This is a genomic window from Legionella parisiensis (genome assembly GCF_001467945.1).
Lineage (GTDB): Bacteria > Pseudomonadota > Gammaproteobacteria > Legionellales > Legionellaceae > Legionella > Legionella parisiensis.
Window position 1 is genome coordinate 1 of record NZ_LNYQ01000004.1, and the last position, 15,699, is coordinate 15,699.

Genomic DNA, 15,699 nt, shown 5'->3' on the forward strand with positions numbered 1-15,699 from the left:
GGCACTTTAATCTCCTTTTGATCGTCAAATCAAAGACTTAGTTTAGACTAAGTTGATTAAAGTGCCCCCTTAATTGGTGTAGAGCCCCATTTTCCCCCATTTCCAAAATTTTGTCCTTAGCATCATAAAAAGTTGCCAAAGCCAGTTTAGCAGTAGTACTTTTATTTTCAGGACTCCAAGTATTTACTGCATTTGGATCGAGAAATGGAGATGTTTTGTTGTTTGCCGAATGGGCAAAATGTCTTAAGATGTCTAAATTACCAACTCTGTAAGCATCCAATATCTGTTTTAGTGCTCTGATTTTATTAGATCTTCTTGAATCATATAAAAAAAACCTAAACCATGAGGATCTGTCATTTTTCAATTCAGTCAGATGTGTTTCCAATTTTTGTAAAAGAATTCGATTTGGTATAAATGGAGATAAAGCCATGCTATTTGAAAATCTGGATCTTAATGTAATATCTTCTAAACGAATCCATCGATATGCTTCTCTCGGACTTCCATCTTTAACAATACCCAGTTTAGGAAAAAAAACGAATTCCTTGGCAATAACACAGTCGGTATTCCGTACCCAACAACCTAATTCTCTACTTAAAAGCATTTGTGCTTCATTTTTCTTGTGCGGACCACTAAAATCTTTAACACCGAAATTAAAATCCGTACCCCAAAAAACTCTTATACTATTATGAGATTGAACAAAATCGTGGGCTAATTTCATTGGTTGACCTGGAGTTTTTATAGCATTTTTTCCATCATATTTCCTTGCATGACAGAAAAATACATCCTGTTTACCTTCTGCATCTGCTCCCAGTATTGCAAGAGCCATACATCCAATTAATCCACTAGTCCATAATAGATCAACACCTGCATGTTCTATATCTTTAATAATAATAGCCGGACCATTTCCAGGTTCATTTCCATGCAAACCTATAACCCCACCTATAGCAGATTCTATCCATGACTCTTCACCTGTATAAACTTTTATTGGGCCTGCTCCAGAGAGGTCCACATTCTTGCCCCAATGACTTCCGCATTGATGCAACTCTTTTCCAAACTCTCGTATAAAAATCAATTTATCTTCTGACAAGGGTTGAAATCCTCTTAAAATCAGATTTATCTGATTGGAGTGTTTAGTACTGGGGTATAAATAATATAGTTGATTTTTTAGATAAGATAAAAAAGGGTGTCTGTCGAGTGCAACCTACTTTGTACGATTAATCTTACCAATATTAAACTAAAAGTCAGCCTATACTATAAGGAAGCACAATATGCGCTTTACGAAACTTAAGGAATTAAGATGTCGAATAAGTGGATAAAAAGTCATTTGACTTTGGTGGCTGGACTGTCATTACCAATACTGCTCATGCTTGTTTTCGTTATTTCAAACATTCCTTTTTTTAAAACAGATCCTCCACGTTATAGTCTTTTATTTACTATAACGGACTCTTCTACTTCACCCTTTCCTGTGCAAGTTAACTTTATCGTTAAAAATGATAGCTTAGTAGCTCGATATTCAAAAGTTCCAAACAATTATTGGGAAATTAAAAGACTCTATTTGTTTGACGCAAAAAAGCAAAAGGTGAAAGAACTTCCTATAGATTTTCCAAACCTTAACAACAATACAAATTTTAAAGAGGAAGTGGTGCAATCAACCAAACAATTTAAACTGGATACCTCATTGGAGTCTCCTGACGGTTATGTCCTATACACAAACAACCATAGTTTAAACACAGGATTACTATCGGACCTTTTTCTAGGTAGTAATTATCGAAACAATACAATATGCCTCAAAAAGAAGTCTTCCTGCATCAAATTATACAATTTAAGTACACGCTATTTTACTTCGAATAATGTCCAATTTATTGGTTGGGTTAAACCATGAATAAAAAAGATGCGTTAGAAAAAATCGTTGGGCTAGCCAAAAGTTACCAGATCGACATTAGAGAAATAGCATTGGCATTAAAACCGACTCAGGATACAAACCCTGAAGATCATACAAATTGGTTGAATAAACTGTATAGCTATATAGGAGGGATACTTATTTTTGCAGGTATTTGCACATTAATTGCCATGAAATGGCAAGACTTTAATATCTATGAACGTGTTACATTGACACTAGGTTTTGGTTTTTGTTCATTTGTTTTAGCATTTCTATGTCTCAAATACCCCAATTACCATAAAGCATCAACACCTTTATTTTTAATTGCCCTATTCCTTGAACCCACTGGTCTTGTGATTTTGTTGCAGGAATACAATTTAATGCTACCAATATGGTGGATATTAATCATAGCTATTATCTATTTCACGCATCTACGTTTCTCCATTTTATCGGATAAGCCCCTCATTCTTGCAATCACGACAATTATATTTGGATGGATCCTATTTGCTTACACAGAAGATAATAGCCGTATTATTTTAAATTTAGGCTTTGGCTTTTTAATCTTCCTATTAAGTCTTTATTACCAAGAGAGGCAATATAAAATCACAGCACCATTGTTTCTTATTGCTGCGATCCTTGAAGCCAGCGGGTTACTTACCCTCTTTTCGCAATACACATCCATCTTGATGCCTACCTGGGGAGTGCTCATAGTAAGCTTTATCCTCTTTCTGCAACACGGCGTTGCATTTCTCAGCACAAGACTGACAGTATTAGCCTTTATTAGCTTGATTTTCCTCTATTCTTTTTTCCTGGCAGCATTTGAGTTACTCGGTGTGCCGCAGCGCTTGAAATGGTTTATTCTCAGTGCATCCTTGCTAGCTGTCAGTTCGTTTATAAACCACTCAAAGTATCAGAGTATTGCAGGGTTACTCTTTTTTATATCATCACTGGCACTACTCTTAGTAACCTTCGACATCGTTAAAAATAAACCTTATGAAATACTTTATTTGGGATTAGCATGTGGCTTAATTTATATGGCCATTATAGAAAGCAGCCGAGTCTTGCTCATAACTGCAAGTTTCGCGACATTGGGTTTCATTTTATATTTTTCAAGTCAGCATTTCCCTTACACCATAGGTTGGCCAATTACATTAATTTTAATTGGATTACTCTTGGTTGGTGTCAGTGGTATTGTCATCAAATTAAATAAAAAATATATGTAGCAATTTTATGAACTCCGATTAGGTGCTCTAAAATCGTAACATGTTGACTCAGAAAACGAATTACTAACATATCAAATATTACTGAACAGGATTCAATTCACCCTCTTTCACTGCCTCATCGAGGTCTTGTTGATACTCTTTAGTTTGCTCTTTGATCAAGATTAGAAAAGGGATAAACGCTAAAGCAAATAAAATAGAGAGTTGATACAAACCAACCCAGCCTATAGCCATTTGAATGCTTGCGGCGAAAGGTCCAGATATAATACGAGGTATTGTCGATAAAGCCACAAGCACAGAAAACTGAGTTCCAGTATATTGCTTATTCACCAAACGCATGAATAAAGCAACCAGTGCTGTAGAGCCCATGCCTGCTGCAAAATTGTCAGAAAATACTGCAATTGCCAATAAGGTAACGTTCTTTCCCACTATCGCTAAAATAACAAATAAAACGTTGGTTAATGCTTGCAGTAAACCAAAAAAAAGCAACGAGCGATATAAAGAACAACGCATTAATAAAAATCCTGCGCACAAGCCTCCGAGTAAGATAGACCCAATTCCCAGCATTTTATTGATGTAGCCAATCGTCTCTAAAGAAAAACCTAGGCCCTGAATTAAAAAAGGCATGACAATCCCGCTGGTTGTCGTTGTAAATGCTTCACCTAATTTATAACAAAAAATAAAGAGTAAAAGAGGGATAACTCCTGGACGAAATAGCAACTCCTTGATAGGAGCAATAAAAGATAAAACAAAATTACTTTTTTCTTTACTTACTACAACATAGGGCTCTTGACTAAAGAAAACAGCGAGCATGCCGGCAATCATCATGAGCCCCATAAAACGATAGGTAAAAGCCCAGCCTAATTTCTGCGCCATAACCAAAGCTAAGCCACCTGACAGTAATAAAGCTATCCGGTAACCTAAGACTGCTAAAGAAGCGCCTAAACCATGTTCGCTAATTGACAAATATTCTGCTCTGTGGGCATCGATTGCTATATCCTGAGTGGCAGAAAAACAAGCTATAATTAAAGCCAGAAAAGCCATCAATTTAGGATAGTGTTCTGGAGTAAACCAAGCCATTAAATTAAATCCAAGAAGCAATAAGCATTGCATACTTAAAATCCAGCTTCGTCTTTTACCCATACTGAATAAGGAATAGCGATCTAGAACAGGGCCCCAGAAAATACGATAAGCGTAGGGTAAACTAATTAAACTTAATGTTCCTGTAGCAAAGACCGACATTCCACTGTACGCAAACCATGCCTGCAGGGTACTGCTGATTAATGCCATTGGTAAACCAGAGGAAAAACCTAAAATGAAAACAATAAATAGGCGTTTGTTCATCTTACGGAGCTCTCTAAGGCAGGATAACTTGTCCCTTAAGGAAATCTCACTTTTATTTCAAAAGTGAGATACGATAAGGAGGGATATCCCTCCTTATTGATTAGGCAGATTTTTTCACAGAGATCAAATGTATTTTGAAAATCAAAGTTTCATTTGGACCTATTGGACCACCTACACTACGTGGACCATAAGCTAAGTCTGAAGGTACATAAATTTCCCAAGTAGAACCAGCAGGCATTAATTGTAATGCTTCGGTCCAACCAGGAATAACTTGTGATACTTGGAATGTAGCTGGCTTACCTGTTTTTTCAGTGCTATCAAATACAGTACCATCGATTAAAGTACCAGTGTACTCAACAGTTACTGTATCCGATTTGCCTGGTTTATTTCCTGTACCAGCTTCGATCACCTTATATTGCAAACCGCTTGGTAATACAGTTACGCCAGATTTTGATTTATTAGTTGATAAAAAAGCATCACCTTTAGATTTGTTTTCTTCAGCTTTCTTATTAAACTCAGCGCTGCGCTTCGCCATCAACTCTTTTTGGAATTTATTCAGAACATCTTTCATTTGTTGTTCAGTCAAAATCAATTGGGCACCAGACATCCCGTCTTGCATTCCTTTAGCTAATGCGTCCGGATTAATATCAATACCTTGATTTTTAAAGTTTTTTCCTAAATCAGCACCAATACTATAAGATAATTTATCCTTATCCGTAACAAGCGATGTAGCATCAGTAGCAGCCATTACAGTAGACATTGCCAGCCCCATGACGGCCGCAGTGACCAATTTCATCTTCATAAAGAATCCCCTTGTAGTCTTTCTATTGTGCATATCTTTCCAATTTATAGAAAAAGATATAACATTTTAAAATGCAACATAATTCTGCCTAAATTCGTATAAAATTACCAGTATTTAAGCTCGATTAATTGTAACTATATCATAAAGCTCATTGCATTAAGGATATTATTAATGCATCTCAATTTATAGACTAATTCAGCAAAGGATGCACGACAAATCATTAAAGCGAATAGTCCACTATAATTAAAATAGACAAATAATTAAGATTTCTCTACACTTTGCACTAATTGTAACAAGAGATTACTCACATGAACATCAGTGTATTTGATTTATTTTCCATTGGAATTGGCCCATCAAGCTCTCATACTGTAGGGCCTATGCTTGCTGCTAATGCTTTCTTAAAGTTACTGGAAGACAAGGAACTCATGAATCAAGTTCACAGAGTTAAAACCGAACTATATGGTTCGCTGGCTTTAACAGGAAAAGGTCATGGGACAGATAAGGCAATTTTAAACGGGCTGGAAAATAAAGCACCTGAAACTGTTGCCCCTGAGTCTATGGTGCCTCGCATGCATGAAATCATTGACTCCCATACGTTAAACCTGGCAGGCAAGAAAAATATTAACTTTAATGCAGGAATTGATTTTCTTTTTTTACAAAAAGAACTCTTGCCTAAACATTCTAATGGGATGCGTTTTTCTGCTTTTGATAACCAGAACAATTTATTAATTGCACAAATTTATTACTCAATTGGCGGAGGATTCATTGCTACTGAAGAAGATTTTTCCAAAGCCACTGAAGATACAAACCCACCTCCATATCCATTTTCAACAGCAGCCCAACTTCTAGATCTGTGTCAGAAAAATAATTTAACCATAGCGGAATTAATGTTAATTAATGAAAAAACCTGGCGCAGCACAGAAGAAATCCATAAGAGTATTTTGGCCATTGCCAAAGTCATGGATGATTGCATTGCTAATGGATGTAAACACGATGGTATATTACCTGGAGGGCTTAATTTAAAAAGACGTGCTCCTGATTTACATAAAAAACTTATAAATGAAAAAGGAGTCAAAAGCATTTTTGAACAATCCGACATTATGAATTGGTTAAATCTTTATGCCATGGCAGTCAATGAAGAAAATGCGGCTGGTGGACGCATCGTTACCGCACCAACCAACGGTGCTGCAGGCATTATTCCAGCGGTATTAAAATATTGCCAACAGGCACACGATAAAATGAATGACGAAGACATTTACACCTATTTTCTTACTGCCGCTGCTATAGGCATACTTTATAAAAAAGGAGCGTCCATTTCTGGAGCCGAAGTGGGATGCCAAGGCGAAGTTGGTGTTGCTTCCTCTATGGCTGCAGCTGGCCTTACGGCAGTTCTTGGGGGAACCGTAGCACAAGTGGAAAATGCTGCAGAAATTGCTATGGAGCATCATTTGGGCATGACCTGTGATCCAGTCTTGGGTTTGGTACAAATTCCCTGTATTGAACGCAATGCTATGGGTGCAGTAAAAGCAGTGAATGCAACCCGAATGGCACTTATTGGTGATGGTCAACACCAAATTTCTCTAGATAAAGTAATCAAGACCATGAAACAAACAGGAATGGACATGCAGAGTATTTATAAGGAAACCTCCATGGGGGGATTGGCTGTTAATTTACCTGAATGCTAAGAAGTGTAATCAAAAGTTTTAGCACTTTTTTGTATCAATTTTTCTAAAGTAAATAGTCGGTGCTTTTGCACCGCTTCAAAGAACAGTTGAATATCCACCTCTGAAGTTAATGCGGAGGATATTTCGTTCACATTTTCTCCCAATTTCTCCATCTTCTTGTTAACTCTCATATTCCGATACTGCTCATCTCCTTTACGATCTTTAACAAAAAATAAATTTTTACTGATGGATGTCCATGCAGTTTCACCCTTACTGTTCACAATTTCGTCTTTATGTTCCTCCGAGTCTTGAACTTCATTTTCTAAATCAGTGACAGAGTGTTTTGTGCGCAAGAGTCTAGAAGGCAAATGACTAACGACCAAGTTAAAATTATATACACCACCAAGATCTTCCTCTGCGAATGGAGACATAGATTCACGAAAACTTGTTAATGTGCTAATTGCGTTGTTCCTTTCTTTCTCCTGTTGATGAGAATTCATATAATCATAAACTGAACAATACTTATTTTGAGTGGATAACATCGAGATACTGTCAGTCACAAAATAAGCACATGTACGACCCGCTGTTTGTAAACTATCTACTGGAATATAGATTTTTAGAAGGCATCGTTTACTCAAAATACCAAACTTCATCACATTGCTTAATAAATTAGCTAATACCAGTGATTGCATAAAACCTAGTGGATCACAAATCAAAACATCTAAAGAAGGTGGATTCTGGGATCCTATAAAATTGAATTCCAAAAAAGACCAATGATTTATTTGTTCGCTTCCGTCCCATTTTGCGATAGCAATCTGAAACCGCAAGTCTTTTTCACTGTACCCAATCATGTGTTCAATAATCTCAGAAAACAATTCCATTTCATCAGTGCTCATAGCGAATGCATTAAAATTCTCTCCTGATTTTTCTAACCGTTTTATTTTTTTTAAATATAAAAAAAATGCCATGAGGTCTACAGGTACATTGCCTGGTTTCCCACTGAGTGCTAGTAACTCTTGAATCGCCCCGATACTTTTCATGATATAACCAGTTTGATTTTGAATTATTTTATTTATACTAAATAAAACAAAATTAATAAAAAATAAACCAGTTTTTGATAAATAAATTAAAATATCAATTTAAACAAATTTTTTCTTCTTATATCGTTTCAAAATGCATATGGACTTAATATCATATGAAATAACTCAACGGGAATGACTAAAAGACCAACAGGACGGGCGTTCTTTTACAATGTCACATTCTTCAAACAAAAGGGGCCGCAAATACCCAAGAAACTAGAAATAATATGAATTTAAACAGAGCAATTAACAAAAGTCCAAGCATCAGGACATTCTTCAATAAAAAACAAATCACTCATTGCGTAACCGACTACTGCCGCGAGTTTATCATTAAAATAAATTAGGGGAATTCGCTCTCTTAACCAAGGAGGAACGCCCCACTCTTGGAATAGTTTTTTTAAACGCTTGGTCTGTCCATGTAAAAAAAACTCTTCGCCCCCTTGTCTAAATTGGACAAATATTTTTGCACCAGCAGGAATAACCAAACCCTGATTGTCTTTTTTTGCTAATAAATTAATACTTGAATTGGGTATCACTAAAGGTAATGGAAATGCGGACCACTCAATGGATCTTTTATGAAACTCTACTGCAGAACAGATCTGCTTCGTCGATATCGTGCTTTGATCTTCATGTGACTTCGTGTACGCTGCAGTTCTGCACTCCGAGTCTCCCAAAATATCTCGCTTTGCAGCAAGTTTCGAAAGAGGTCTAATATAGGAAGTTAAATTATTTGCATTTCTATTATCTAAATATAAATGTTTTTGGTAACGGCGCACAGTGACTTCGCCCCAACTCACGAGTGGAACCGCATCTGGACTAGCAAATATCACTTCATCAATCAAGCGCCAAAAAGTCACAGTTGAAGGCAATTGAATTTTATTATTTTTCAACCAAACTCGAAGCACATTTGCTATTCTATCTCGGCCAAGTGCTTTTAATGGTGTAATCAATAGAGAGTTGCCTGTTAATTTTTCGAGGTTTTCTTCCGATGCCATATCTTGAGCTGCCAGCATATCCAGATTTCTTTTAGCCTGTTGGCAATGGAGTGCTGTTCTTGCAATATTACCTATAACTCCAGGCCATTTTCTTTTCAACAAAGGCATAATTTGTTGTCGTAAGTAATTTCGCGAATAGCCGATATCTTCATTGCTCTCATCTTCTATCCAGCTCAATTGGTGAAAAGCTGCGTAATGCTCCAATTCTTCCCGGGAATGAGTTAAAAAAGGCCTGGCAATTTTTCCCAGTGCAAGTTGGCCAAAATCAGGCATAGCAGCCAAACCATCCACTCCGGAACCTCGAAACAGTTGCAAAAGAACTGTTTCTGCTTGATCGTTTAAATGATGTCCTAAAAGTAGGCAATCCTCTTCTGCCAGCAAGGAAGAAAAAACTGCATACCGAGCTATCCGTGCACCTTCTTCTATATTGGCTGAACGATCAAATTGCACACCCTGGGTAATTAAAGGGATACCTAAATTCTGGCAAAACTGTTGGCAATGTAATTGCCAACAAGAAGCATTCGCACTAATTCCATGATTTACATGTACCGCGATTAATCTAGTAAGCAAGGTCGGGTGGGAAGCAAGAACATGCAAAAGCACTGTTGAATCAAGCCCACCGCTAAAACCTATAATTAATCTATTAAAATGACTTAGGCGAGAAAACCACTCAGTACTCAATAAAGGTTTAATCACTTGCTCCCATAGCCATAAATTTTTTATACCTGTCTTCGACCAACTGATCCAAGGATAATTTCTTTAAGACACTCAACTCGTTAACTAAAACTTCCTTCAAACGTGTGGCCATTTCATCGACATTACGATGAGCCCCTCCTAACGGTTCAGGAATTACCATATCAATTAACTTATTTTCTAAAATCTTATCAGCGGTAATCCTCATTGCGCGAGCAGCTTCACTTGCTTTGGACGCATCTTTCCAAAGAATCGAAGCGCAACCTTCGGGAGAAATTACGGAATAAATACCGAATTCAAGCATTAACACACGATCACCAACGCCAATTGCCAGGGCACCACCTGATCCTGCTTCACCCGTTACCACACAAATAATTGGCGTTTTAAGACGTGACATTACGAAAAGATTGCGAGCGATTGCTTCAGATTGATTTCGCTCTTCAGCACCAATTCCGGGATATGCCCCGGCTGTATCAATAAAAGTAAAAATTGGTAATTTGAATTTCTCAGCCATATTCATCAATCGCAAGGCTTTTCGATACTCTTCCGGACGGGCCATACCAAAATTACGATATACTTTTTCTTTCGTTCGTTTACCTTTTTGATGACCAAGTACCATAACTGGCTCACCATTCAAACGCGCCAAACCACCAATAATTGCAGGAGCTGACGAACAACTCCGATCTCCATGCAGCTCCTGAAAATCAGTAAAAATACGTTCAATATAATCTGTAGTCTGTGGTCTAAGTGGATGTCTTGCCATTTGTGCAATTTGCCAAGGCTCCAAGTTTGAAAAAACTTGAGAGGTTAGCTCGGAACATTTAGCTTGAAGTCGCGCTATTTCATCACTTAAATTCACTTCGCTATCATTACCTATCATGCGAAGTGCTTCAATTTTCTGATTCAACTCTTCGATAGGTTGCTCAAAATCCAAAAATTGTCGGCTCATTGAATACTCTTTGGTGAATTAAATATCATGGTATATGATACCCTTAACCGACAATTGATGCCAGATTCAAACAAAGCATATGATCATTACCGAATTTAACCCTTTAAATACAGAAAACTGTGTCTTAAACGAAGCTCGAATTGATCTTTGGCAATTTTCTTTAGAACATGAATTAGAAAATGCATATGAACTCTTAAATTCTGAGGAGCTTGCGCGTGCAGAGCGATTTTACTTCAGTAGGCACAAACGACGTTTCTCTACTGCCAGAGCAACGATGAGAATCATCCTGGCAAAGTATCTCAATATGCCAGCAGAACAACTGGAATTTGCTTACAATAACCACGGAAAACCTGAAGTTATTAATGCCCCAAAACTGCAATTTAATATAAGTCATACGGGTGACTTGGCGCTGCTTGCCGTAGGGAAAGGCTTTCCTATGGGTGTAGATATAGAAAAGTATTCTGCCCGACCTTATGAAGGAATTGCAAAAAGTTTATTTTCTGACCAAGAATACGAGGAATTTATTAAAGTCCCTCCCTCCCTAAAGCCAGCCATTTTTTTTCATGTTTGGGCACAGAAGGAGGCATTTATCAAAGCCTGCGGTTTAGGCCTTTCTTATCCAACCAAAAATTTTAGTGTTCCCATATCTATGCCAACCAAACAATTAGTAAATGACCCATTACACAATATGACTTGGCAACTACGTTCTTTTATGCCCGAAGTGGCTTGCAGCGGTGCTTTATGTCATCACCCTACAGTAAGAGAAATTAGGCATGGAATAATTAGTCTGCAGCAAAATACTCAATTGATTTTTTAGGTTTATACCAATGCACTTCACACCTGCACAAATCACATTATTACAATTACTTGGCGATGGCGACTGCCACAGCGGTTCTGAATTAGGGGCAACGTTGGGTATCACCCGATCGGCCATTTGGAAACAAATCCATCATTTAATAGCATCAGGGATCCCTATAAAACGAATAAGACATCAGGGTTATCAACTTCCCAACCAATTGATTTTATTAAATAAACAACAAATTATGGAGCATCTAGCCTCACAAAAACAATCGAGCCCTTTTAATTTACATCTATTCACCTCGATTGATTCAACAAATCGATATCTTAAGGATTTACCTCCCTCAAATACCGTTGATATCTGTTGTGCCGAAATTCAAACTCAAGGCAGAGGTCGGTTTGGCAGACACTGGCACTCCCCCTTCGGTGAAAATCTTTATTGCTCCACTCGTTGGAATATTAACTATGATCTAACTAAGCTTTCAGGATTGAGTTTGGTCACCAGCCTGGCTGTCTTGGCAACTTTAAATGAATTTGACATCTCATCTAATATTAAAATTAAATGGCCCAATGATATTTTATGGGCACACAAAAAACTATGCGGTAGTTTGATTGAAATATTGGCTGAATCAAATGGCAACGTTCAAATCATCATAGGTATTGGTTTAAATGTAAATACCGATACTGAGAATAATCCTCTTCCAGATAAACCTTGGTGCTCTTTATATGAAATAACCAAGCAGCGTTTCGATCGCAATATCCTTATTGCAAGACTGATTATCAATTTAGAACTCTATTTAAGCAAATTTATTCACCATGATCTTAACTTCTTTATGGATGAATGGAATAAATCAGATTATCTATTCGGCAAAAATATCAAAGTGACTCAGTCTATAAATGCTTTAACTGGTATTGCTTGTGGAATTAACCAGATTGGGCAACTAATACTGCAAGATGAAGCCGGTACAAAGCACTTTCTCTCCTCAGGAGATACATCACTTCATGAAAGACCGTAGAGGATTAAAGTTAAGATGAGAACAAAGAAAAATTAAGTTTGTCCCGAGCATTTTTAAGTACTCGGAACCGGATGATCTGCGAGGAAATCAATTTATACTGCTTCTTCAGACTCGTCTGATTGCTTTTCTTGTTGTATGCGTAAATAAATTTCTTCACGATGTACAGATACATCTTTAGGTGCATTAATACCTAAACGAACTTGATTACCTTTAACACCTAACACGGTAATGTTAACATCATCACCAATGATTAAGGTTTCACCGATGCGCCGAGTCAAAATTAACATAAAAATCTCCCTAACAAAGCAGCTACCTATTCCTCCACAGAACGCTATCCATGGTATTCTTGATAGCCAAAAAACGGTCTAAAAACAAACTAATATTTGTTATACGAGTTTAATTTTACACTCTGATTATTAACAGAGTATTAAGAAAAATAGGAAATACGCCTCTTTTTGCCTTTTTTGGCCAAAAAATTGTGAATTATTTCATTCCTAAAATCAATTAACCTCTAATTGCGAGTTAATGGGGCCATATTTTAGATAGGATCAAAGCAGATAAACTCTATTTATTATCGAATACTTTAATTGCTTTTTTTAGGCAAATCTACATACGGAAACAGGATTCATAAACCAGATATTAACTGGGTATTAGAAAGTCAATAAAAATGAATTAAATAATTTTTCCTTATTCAGCAGTCGCAAATCCCCTTCATTTAGAGATATACTTACCAAACATTTTTAAACAGGTAATTTTGCATGTCCTTGAAGGCCATGTACAACAACAGTTCAGAAAACTATACTATGGCAAACCGTTTTGGTGCGATTAGTCAAAGTCATCAAATAGCAATTGAACAAATGAAGCACTTTTATTTGGGAATGAAACCACATTATAAAGTTCTTGATTTGGGCGTTGGTGATGGTGCATTTCTAAAAAAACTGCAACAAATTATGCCAAAAGCAGAATTTACCGGAATTGATGTTTCTTCAGAGATGTTGAATCATGCCCGTGAAACGTTACCGCTCATCACTATAGAAGGTAGCGCTGCAAAAGCAAGCAAGTTCTTGCCGCCTCACAGCCAAGATTTAATTCTGGCCCACTTTATTAATGCTTATATTCCAATTAAAGTTTTATTTCAGGAGGCCAAATTACTGACCCGTGCAAATGGTCATTTTTCAATGATTACCACAACTTATGACTCCTTTCCGGTAGCACAACAACGTTTAGCTGAGTTTATTACAGAAGATTCAATTTTAAGTAGTGTGGTTGGCCATTACTACAAATCCATTGTAAAAAATACTACAGTTGCTGCAAATAACAATGAATTGATGCAGGCATTCAAACAAAATCAATTCGAAGTCATCGCACATCAACGCTTGGAAATACCCATTACCCTTAATACTATTGATGAATTAGCACTTTTTGGTATGGAAGGAACTTGGTTTCTCAATACTTTGTCCATCAGGATGTTGCCAAAAATATTCTTGCTCCAAAGAATTAAGCGTCTTTTTAGCAAAATTTTTACCTTCCCCTACCATGATACTCATATAATTGATGTCGTTCTTGCCAGAAAATGATAATCTGATAATTATCTTAAGGTGGCGAGGTAAGAGAAATGATTTCTCAAGAAGTGAAAAATTATTTGCCTGAATTAGCTCTGCGACAAAAACAAGCCAATAACATCATATTTATTACTTTTTGGAGCCAATTCTCCGTATATGCACTCAATACCATATTGGTTTTATTTTTAACTCGCCCAGTATGGTCCCAAGGTTTGGGCTATAGCCAGGCCAAAGCATACGCTTTTATTGGTGTAGCTCATGCAATGGGTTATCTAATGCCTATGCTCGGTGGCTACATGGCTGATACTGTATTAGGGATTAGAAGATCTATTCTTCTTGGTAGTATTCTATTAGCTTGTGCTTATTTACTTATTATGATCAGTGGATACACAGTAAGTTCACTGGGAGATACTTTTTTCATCGCTGCATATGCATTTATACCTGCCACCAATTCCCTTTTAATGGGAACTTCTTCAAGCATGGTCTCACATATTTATTCAGATGATGCCGTCAAAGCGAAATCGGCTATGACCTACTATTATATAGCTATTAATGTCGGCGCATTATTAGCCACCTTAATTGCCCCAATGCTGTTTGAAAGCCGTTATGGTCCGCTTTCTATTCTTACTTTGACATTTGTAGGTAAATCAATTGCGGCTTTAAATTTTGCGAAACGCTACTCAATTTATGAAAATGTCATTTGGGGTAAAGATCAATCGAAACTCTCTAAATCAGGTATGCTCCGTTTAATTGCCTATATCATTACTATTTATGTACTGACCTTATTTGCTTATTCTCATGTTTACATTGCCAGCACAATCATCGCGTCAGGTTGTGGTATAGGAATAATATGGTTTTTAAGAAAAACTCTAACGCTTAAAGGCCTGATACGCGACAAACAAATGATTGCTTTATTGCTCATTGTTGAAGCAGTGGTATTTTTTGTTATCTATAATCAAATGAATAGCACACTCATTTTATTTGCCGAAAATAATTCAGATCATAACTTATTTGGTTTAACTGTTTCACCAGCTCATTATCAAATATTGAATCCATTGCTCATCTTAGCCATTGGCAGCCAATTGCCTCGCTTTTATAAAGTATTTCCACGCTTCACTATTCCTTATCAATTTGCTGCAGGTACTGCGCTTGCAGGTATTGCTCTTTTGGTGATGGCCTTCGCTGCTACAACTACTATTAATGGAATAGTTAATGGAAACTATATCGCTTTAACCTACATACTTATTTCTATTGCAGAATTATGGGTCAGTGCCATTGGCTTAAGCATGGTAGGTCTATACTGCGACAAAAATTCGCTTGCCTTTGCTATGGGGGTATGGTACCTCGCCAGCTCTCTGGCACATGCCATATCCGGAAGAATTGCTGCTTGGGTTGCTATTCCTAACACGATTCACTCTCCCATAGATAGTCTTCCTTATTATGAAAGGTATTATTTGACTTTGGGAGTAAGCGCCATAGTATTAGGTATTCTTATGTACTTTCTCGCCCATATTTTGCAAAAAGTAATGAGAAAAAAAGGAGAAACCTTAGGGTAGATGTGTACATTCTATTCCGACGCACCGCGCTTTATGCCTGAGAGATACTCACAAGACGTATACAGGAAAATAGGTATTCTACAGTCTACATAGGAGGGAGCTCCATTTGCAATGTGATTCTAACTTAGTAAAGATATTGAGA

General features: G+C 37.0%; 14 protein-coding genes. 7 read left to right on the forward strand and 7 right to left on the reverse strand.

The window, feature by feature from the left end; translation table 11 throughout:
* Nucleotides 1-37 precede the first annotated feature (37 nt).
* Complete coding sequence (locus tag Lpar_RS01040; protein ID WP_058516154.1) at nt 38-1,087, reverse strand: hypothetical protein; 1,050 nt, start codon at nt 1,085-1,087, stop codon at nt 38-40.
* A gap of 210 nt (nt 1,088-1,297) precedes the next feature.
* Between Lpar_RS01040 and Lpar_RS01045 the strand changes: the two genes are divergently transcribed.
* Entirely contained in the window at nt 1,298-1,882 is a 585-nt protein-coding gene (locus Lpar_RS01045) for a hypothetical protein (protein ID WP_058516155.1), read from the forward strand.
* Nucleotides 1,879-3,102 carry a DUF2157 domain-containing protein gene (locus Lpar_RS01050; protein ID WP_058516156.1) on the forward strand — a complete coding sequence of 408 codons (1,224 nt, stop codon included), beginning with the start codon at nt 1,879-1,881 and terminating at the stop codon, nt 3,100-3,102. The genes Lpar_RS01045 and Lpar_RS01050 overlap by 4 nt, the downstream gene beginning before the upstream one ends.
* A gap of 78 nt (nt 3,103-3,180) precedes the next feature.
* On the opposite strand, the gene Lpar_RS01055 is transcribed toward Lpar_RS01050, so the two are convergent.
* Nucleotides 3,181-4,443, reverse strand: coding sequence for an AmpG family muropeptide MFS transporter (locus Lpar_RS01055; RefSeq protein WP_058516157.1), 1,263 nt, complete (start codon nt 4,441-4,443; stop codon nt 3,181-3,183).
* A 100-nt stretch (nt 4,444-4,543) separates the two neighbouring features.
* Complete coding sequence (locus tag Lpar_RS01060) at nt 4,544-5,245, reverse strand: BamJ family beta-barrel-assembly machinery protein (protein WP_058516158.1); 702 nt, start codon at nt 5,243-5,245, stop codon at nt 4,544-4,546.
* A 308-nt stretch (nt 5,246-5,553) separates the two neighbouring features.
* On the opposite strand from Lpar_RS01060, the gene Lpar_RS01065 reads away from it, so the two are divergent.
* Entirely contained in the window at nt 5,554-6,930 is a 1,377-nt protein-coding gene (locus Lpar_RS01065; RefSeq protein ID WP_058516159.1) for an L-serine ammonia-lyase, read from the forward strand.
* Here Lpar_RS01065 and Lpar_RS01070 read toward each other — a convergent pair.
* The 3 genes from Lpar_RS01070 to Lpar_RS01080 form a co-directional block, all read right to left on the reverse strand.
* The gene (locus Lpar_RS01070; protein ID WP_058516160.1) at nt 6,927-7,949 is read right to left on the reverse strand and encodes a hypothetical protein; all 1,023 of its coding nucleotides are present in this window, start codon (nt 7,947-7,949) and stop codon (nt 6,927-6,929) included. The two genes, Lpar_RS01065 and Lpar_RS01070, sit on opposite strands and share 4 nt — an antisense overlap.
* Nucleotides 7,950-8,221: 272 nt before the next feature.
* Nucleotides 8,222-9,679 (reverse strand): tRNA lysidine(34) synthetase TilS, encoded by a 1,458-nt coding sequence (gene tilS / locus Lpar_RS18695; RefSeq protein ID WP_058516161.1) that lies wholly within the window; start codon nt 9,677-9,679, stop codon nt 8,222-8,224.
* Entirely contained in the window at nt 9,672-10,625 is a 954-nt protein-coding gene (locus Lpar_RS01080) for an acetyl-CoA carboxylase carboxyltransferase subunit alpha (protein WP_058516162.1), read from the reverse strand. Before Lpar_RS01080 ends, tilS begins: the two co-directional genes overlap by 8 nt.
* Nucleotides 10,626-10,704: 79 nt before the next feature.
* Here Lpar_RS01080 and Lpar_RS01085 point away from each other — a divergent pair, with 79 nt between their 5' ends.
* Both Lpar_RS01085 and Lpar_RS01090 read left to right on the forward strand, forming a co-directional pair.
* The gene (locus tag Lpar_RS01085; protein ID WP_058516163.1) at nt 10,705-11,442 is read left to right on the forward strand and encodes a 4'-phosphopantetheinyl transferase family protein; all 738 of its coding nucleotides are present in this window, start codon (nt 10,705-10,707) and stop codon (nt 11,440-11,442) included.
* A gap of 10 nt (nt 11,443-11,452) precedes the next feature.
* Nucleotides 11,453-12,439 carry a biotin--[acetyl-CoA-carboxylase] ligase gene (locus Lpar_RS01090; RefSeq protein WP_058516164.1) on the forward strand — a complete coding sequence of 329 codons (987 nt, stop codon included), beginning with the start codon at nt 11,453-11,455 and terminating at the stop codon, nt 12,437-12,439.
* Between the two features lie 92 nt (nt 12,440-12,531).
* Here Lpar_RS01090 and csrA read toward each other — a convergent pair whose 3' ends face one another.
* The gene (gene csrA, locus Lpar_RS01095) at nt 12,532-12,726 is read right to left on the reverse strand and encodes a carbon storage regulator CsrA (RefSeq protein ID WP_010654169.1); all 195 of its coding nucleotides are present in this window, start codon (nt 12,724-12,726) and stop codon (nt 12,532-12,534) included.
* 471 nt (nt 12,727-13,197) lie between these two features.
* Between csrA and Lpar_RS01100 the strand changes: the two genes are divergently transcribed.
* Both Lpar_RS01100 and Lpar_RS01105 read left to right on the forward strand, forming a co-directional pair.
* On the forward strand, nt 13,198-14,016 hold the full coding sequence (locus Lpar_RS01100) for a class I SAM-dependent methyltransferase (RefSeq protein WP_058516165.1): 819 nt from the start codon (nt 13,198-13,200) through the stop codon (nt 14,014-14,016).
* Nucleotides 14,017-14,054: 38 nt separating this feature from the next.
* On the forward strand, nt 14,055-15,557 hold the full coding sequence (locus Lpar_RS01105) for a peptide MFS transporter (protein ID WP_058516166.1): 1,503 nt from the start codon (nt 14,055-14,057) through the stop codon (nt 15,555-15,557).
* Nucleotides 15,558-15,699 lie beyond the last annotated feature (142 nt).